The sequence below is a fragment of the Flavobacterium cyanobacteriorum genome (assembly GCF_002251835.1).
Taxonomy (GTDB): Bacteria; Bacteroidota; Bacteroidia; order Flavobacteriales; family Flavobacteriaceae; genus Flavobacterium; species Flavobacterium cyanobacteriorum.
Genome location: NZ_NOXV01000114.1, coordinates 1 through 3,969, shown reverse-complemented (window position 1 = coordinate 3,969; position 3,969 = coordinate 1). Strand labels below are relative to the sequence as shown.

Below are 3,969 nucleotides of genomic sequence, written 5' to 3'. Positions count from 1 at the left end.
CACTAAAGAAATTTAATAAAATAAAAGTTTAAACCACTTCAATATTATTTTTCCTGTACTTAATACAATAAATAGTACAAAAATGTATTAATATATATAATGTGATGTTAAATAATTTCTGAGTGGTTAAACTGATACATACTTTAGCAAAAATTAATTTCAATATGAAAAACTCCACACCCCAACAATTGCTTTTTAACCGTAAGGATAATAAGAGGTTTGCCTTCCACGCATCAATGAAAAAGAAGAATACGATTATAAAAAATATTGAAATCATTGTGGCGTGTATTGTAGCCTTTATTGCCGGAACGGGAATGTATGAACTGTTTAAGTAACAACAGTATATCGTTATAAAAAAGGCTGCCTCACAAGACAGCCTTTTTTTAATAGGTACATTTTGGTATTATAAAAAATAAAACGGTGTATTACCGCCTGACTATACCTGCTACAATAGGTTCCGGACGGGCATTGTGCTCTGCAGGCATTCCTTTTTGCCAGAGGTAAATTGCCAGGTCCAGAGTTTGGTCTGCCACTTTAAACTCTGTTATTTTTCCGTCTTTAACTGTGAGAATAAATGTTTCGATTGAAGTCCCTTCCCTGCCTGTAGGAGGAATTCCGAAAAAGGGTTTTGTATGTTTCCAGTATAGGCATACGGAAATAAAAGCCCTTTCACCGCCATCAAACTCATCGACTAAGTCTACCTGCGGTTCCAGGCTGTTCAGGAATTCTGCGCCCCAGGCCTTGAGTAGCTCTATGCCTTCAATTACGCCATAAGATGCCGGGCTTGTGGTTTTGACATCTTTAGAAATGATTGCGTCCCAGCGGTGTAATTCGTTTTTTTGAAACGCATCGTAAAGTTCCCTTGTAATACTGTTGTTCTGTGACATGGTATAAATTGATTTTATGATTATTAGATTCCTCCCGCGCTTTAGTGCATATCCGGGGGGTTATCACAAATTTGGCAGTATTAAACAAGAGGAAAAATAAAGTGGTTTAATAAAAAAAGGTAAACTGGTTTAATTTATTTTGCCGCCCGCCTGTTCCTGAGCCTGGAAAGATAGACTGTAGTCATACCAAGGAAAGATGCTAAAACATATTGGGGTACCCTTTGACTGATTAAGGGGTATTTTTGCTCAAATTCATTAAACCGTTCTTCGGCGGTCATGGTGAGACCAGTCATAATCCTTCTTTGCAAAAATGCTGATGTGCTTTCTGCTAAAATCCTGAAATACGACTCGTAATTGTGGTTCTTTTTTTTGAGCAGCTGTTCATCTTCAAAATTTAACTGCAGGATAGTACTGTCTTCCAAGGCCACTACAAACATCCTGGCAGGCTGCTGAAAGTAATAGCTATTCATATCAGAAACCCACCAGTCTTCGATGGCCAGGTGGATGGTGTGCTCCTGCCCGTCAGCCGAAACTATAAAAGCCCTAAATGCACCTTTTACGACGTAACTCCTGTGCCTGGCTACAAAATCCGGCTGAATAAGAAATTGTTTCTTTTTTACTTCTTTAACGGTAAAGTAGCTTAAAAATTCGTCAAGTTCATCTTGTGAAAAGATGATTCTTTTTAAGATATGTTCTTTAAGATGGTGGTATCCGGTCATTACAGGTCTTGCAAATTTGCCATAAATTTACGCAAAAGCCAATTACCTCCTACAGGCTATTGCCTATGGCCCCAATGCCCTTCTTTATCTAAAAATATTTGCCCGTTTTGTTTTGCGATTTCAAACTCGTACTCAAGTGGCACGTGCCTTTTTACAAGTTCTTCAGCAATATGCAGGAAATATTTTTCCACAGCTGGCGGAGTTGTCACGAGCATCTGCCCGCCATCTTTACCAGACACATATTTATGGGGGACGCCCTGCGGGACTATTATAAAATCGCCTTTTTGAGCTTCAATAAACTTGTTGCCGAGAGTAAACGTATAAATGCCCTCAATAATGTAAAATGTTTCCTGCCCATTGGGATGGATATGTAAAGCAGGCCCTGTAGACGCCTGGTGAGTCATCAGGATAACAGAGTATGAGTTATTAGTTTCAGCCAATGTAGTTTTAAAAACCATTTTAGTGGTATAAAAATTTATGGTTTTGCCATCTTCCGGTGCTAGTTTCATCGTATATATCCGTATGGTTAAACTTTCCTTAATCCCTGATGTCAATTATAAAGCTGGATTCCATGCGGGATGCGTCTGGGGATCAGCTACTGTACAAATTCGGCACAGTCAATGCGTATATCCGCGATTGCTAATTCTTTATTCAATAGGCTGCAATAGCCCGAATTACCACCTGGTTTAAAGTGTTTACAATTATAGCAAGTCCTCTGGATACTGATTATTTTCATTTTGTTGAGCTGGCTTATAACATCTACTATGGTTTGCCACAGTACTTTTTTGTTCCCCTCGTCAGTACCTGATATTAGCCCGGTTAAAGGCCCGGTATAATCCTGTGCCTGCAACATTATTTGTTCGCCTTCCGGGGTTAGCGTTATGGTGTAGCTTCTTGTATCGGTAGTAGCCGTACATTTATTGATCAGCTTCTTGTGCTCAAGAACCTTAATAGCGTCGCTTATTGTTGCTTTTGTAAGATTAAATTCCCGGGCCAGATAGCTTACAGTATTTTTTTCTGCACTGTGTGAGTGTATAAAAATCAGTAACTGTATCTGTATAGGGCTCAGGCCATGTTCTTTTGCTTTTTGCCAAAGCAATATCCTGTACACCTGGGATAATCTCTCAAGGCCTGCTACAATCTTGTAGTCAATATTACTGTTCTGTTCTTCTAAATTAAATATTGACAAATCAGCTACAGTTTTGCATTTCAATAATATAATAACCCTTTTGCTGAATGCCTGCAATCATTTCGGCTGTTGCACTCTCCATATGGCAAAACCGGCATTGCTTTGCAGTAAGTGACTGCCCCTCCTGGCCCCTGGACCGCAGGTATTCTTTACCAAATGTATAAATTAAATTTTCATCTTTGATATGCTCAGGAGCAATAATATCAAAGTGCATAATTTTTCCGTCGTTTTTTGTTACATAAGTATCCCAAACTGCTACTTTCATTGTATTACTTTTTAATTGTTAAAAAATGAAAGCAGGAATAGCACCGCCAGTTACTTGACACCAGCATACCGCGTGCTATCCCTGCTCTTTTGCGATAATTAAAATTCATTTTGGTTGATGTACGGATATGTCCATAAAATGACTGTAATGGTAACAGCTTTAAACCATGCCGCATACATGGCTTCTACGGTTTCCGTGCTGTGTCCCTTATTAGCTAAAAAACCTTTTATAGTAGCTGTTATAGGGTAGATAAAAGCAACCATATAGCGGTAGTGGATTATAGGGACAGCTTCAACCCCGTCTGTCCTGTTTTTCTTAAGGCTGTGGTGCCTCAGGGCTATTTCGTGCTGGTAGTTTAACCAATTTTGGTCATACGACCTGTTGCACAGGTCCATAATCCATTGTCCGAACCTTGCCCGTACTGCCGTAAGATAATCCATATTAGGCTGGCCATTTTTTGTGAAATAGTAAACTAAATGTTCATTACCCCCAACAAAGCCATACCAAAGGTCGAGCACCTGGGCAGTTTGATCTTTAAGTACATCGCCTGCAAGATGAAGGTATTTTTCATCTTCTTCGGTAAATAAAACTGTTTTTTTAAGGAGTTCTAAATCGGCAATACTTACCGGTGATTGCCCAACCTGTCCATAGGAATACCCTTTAATTTGTTCTGACATAACTTTAGGTTTTAAAATTCGCTACAAATATAGTTAGGATTCCTAACAATACAAATTTTCTTGTTACTTTTATGATTTGTATTCTAAAACAGGTAGTATATAAGTAACCGGAGCTAAAAAAAGTATTTAAAAAAATAAGAACAGGTAGTATCCGGCATATACTGCCCCCGCCGCCAGCCCTGATAGGAGCGGCATCCTCCCCGCCGCCGCGCTTATGGCGGCGGGGAGATAT

At 39.3% G+C, this 3,969-nt stretch carries 7 protein-coding genes; 1 reads left to right on the top strand and 6 read right to left on the bottom strand.

All coding sequences use genetic code 11. The annotated features are described in order from the left end of the window. Positions 1 to 164: 164 nt before the first annotated feature. A complete protein-coding gene (locus tag CHU92_RS15730; RefSeq protein ID WP_165764559.1) occupies positions 165 to 335 on the top strand; it encodes a hypothetical protein in 171 nt (56 codons plus the stop codon). Positions 336 to 425: 90 nt separating this feature from the next. Here the strand turns inward: CHU92_RS15730 and CHU92_RS01415 are convergent, their stop codons facing one another. The 6 genes from CHU92_RS01415 to CHU92_RS01390 form a co-directional block, all read right to left on the bottom strand. Continuing rightward, complete coding sequence (locus CHU92_RS01415; RefSeq protein ID WP_094411860.1) at positions 426 to 887, bottom strand: ester cyclase; 462 nt, start codon at positions 885 to 887, stop codon at positions 426 to 428. Between the two features lie 134 nt (positions 888 to 1,021). Beyond that, positions 1,022 to 1,606, bottom strand: coding sequence for a Crp/Fnr family transcriptional regulator (locus CHU92_RS01410; RefSeq protein WP_094411858.1), 585 nt, complete (start codon positions 1,604 to 1,606; stop codon positions 1,022 to 1,024). A gap of 56 nt (positions 1,607 to 1,662) precedes the next feature. Next, positions 1,663 to 2,115 carry a cupin domain-containing protein gene (locus tag CHU92_RS01405; RefSeq protein WP_094411856.1) on the bottom strand — a complete coding sequence of 151 codons (453 nt, stop codon included), beginning with the start codon at positions 2,113 to 2,115 and terminating at the stop codon, positions 1,663 to 1,665. Positions 2,116 to 2,201: 86 nt separating this feature from the next. Then, entirely contained in the window at positions 2,202 to 2,795 is a 594-nt protein-coding gene (locus CHU92_RS01400; protein WP_094411862.1) for a MarR family winged helix-turn-helix transcriptional regulator, read from the bottom strand. Between the two features lies 1 nt (position 2,796). After that, a complete protein-coding gene (locus tag CHU92_RS01395; RefSeq protein WP_094411854.1) occupies positions 2,797 to 3,060 on the bottom strand; it encodes a DUF2024 family protein in 264 nt (87 codons plus the stop codon). Between the two features lie 98 nt (positions 3,061 to 3,158). Then, a complete protein-coding gene (locus CHU92_RS01390; protein WP_094411852.1) occupies positions 3,159 to 3,737 on the bottom strand; it encodes a protoglobin domain-containing protein in 579 nt (192 codons plus the stop codon). Positions 3,738 to 3,969: the final 232 nt, after the last annotated feature.

Excerpts from the sequence above, each read along its gene's own strand:
- CHU92_RS15730 (WP_165764559.1), top strand. The coding sequence starts at position 165 with ATGAAAAACTCCACACCCCAACAATTGCTTTTTAACCGTAAGGATAAT.
- CHU92_RS01415 (WP_094411860.1), bottom strand. The coding sequence starts at position 887 with ATGTCACAGAACAACAGTATTACAAGGGAACTTTACGATGCGTTTCAA.
- CHU92_RS01410 (WP_094411858.1), bottom strand. The coding sequence starts at position 1,606 with ATGACCGGATACCACCATCTTAAAGAACATATCTTAAAAAGAATCATC.
- CHU92_RS01405 (WP_094411856.1), bottom strand. The coding sequence starts at position 2,115 with ATGAAACTAGCACCGGAAGATGGCAAAACCATAAATTTTTATACCACT.
- CHU92_RS01395 (WP_094411854.1), bottom strand. The coding sequence starts at position 3,060 with ATGAAAGTAGCAGTTTGGGATACTTATGTAACAAAAAACGACGGAAAA.
- CHU92_RS01390 (WP_094411852.1), bottom strand. The coding sequence starts at position 3,737 with ATGTCAGAACAAATTAAAGGGTATTCCTATGGACAGGTTGGGCAATCA.